Origin of the sequence: Stenotrophomonas sp. GbtcB23 (genome assembly GCF_019091045.1) — a bacterium.
Classification (GTDB): domain Bacteria; phylum Pseudomonadota; class Gammaproteobacteria; order Xanthomonadales; family Xanthomonadaceae; genus Stenotrophomonas; species Stenotrophomonas rhizophila_A.
Genome location: NZ_JAGXKC010000186.1, coordinates 1 through 492 on the forward strand (window position 1 = coordinate 1; position 492 = coordinate 492).

2 protein-coding genes are annotated in these 492 nt (G+C 61.6%); both read left to right on the top strand.

The window, feature by feature from the left end:
* On the top strand, positions 1 to 333 hold a 333-nt coding region (gene minC / locus KVS69_RS18725; protein ID WP_217539481.1), incomplete at its 5' end, for a septum site-determining protein MinC.
* Positions 315 to 492, top strand: a 178-nt coding sequence (locus tag KVS69_RS18730; RefSeq protein WP_217539482.1) for a P-loop NTPase, incomplete at its 3' end; no start/stop codon positions are given. The genes minC and KVS69_RS18730, both read left to right, overlap by 19 nt.

Consider the following 492-nt stretch of genomic DNA (forward strand, 5'->3'; position numbering starts at 1 on the left):
ATCTTCCCGGAAGGCGACGTCACCGTCGTCGGATCGGTGGCGTCAGGCGCGGAAATTATTGCCCGAGGATCGATCCACATCTACGGGACGCTGCGTGGCCGGGCCATGGCAGGCTCCGTCGGAAACACCGCTGCGCGCATCTTCTGCCGGAAGATGGAAGCCGAACTGCTGGCGATCGACGGCATCTATAAGATGGCGGAAGACATGGCCCCCGGTCTTCGCGGACGACCTGTCCAGCTTTGGCTCGAAGGCGAGGCGATCATGGCAGAGACACTTATTTGTGCCGGAAACCGGCCGGAAAACAGGAGAGAGAGATGGGGAAAGTCATCGTAGTCACCTCAGGTAAGGGCGGGGTCGGCAAGACGACCTCCAGCGCCGCACTTGGAGCAGCTCTCGCGCAAAGAGGCGAGAAGGTGGCGGTTGTCGATTTCGACGTCGGCCTGCGGAATCTCGACCTTGTGATGGGCGCGGAACGGAGGGTCGTCTACGATC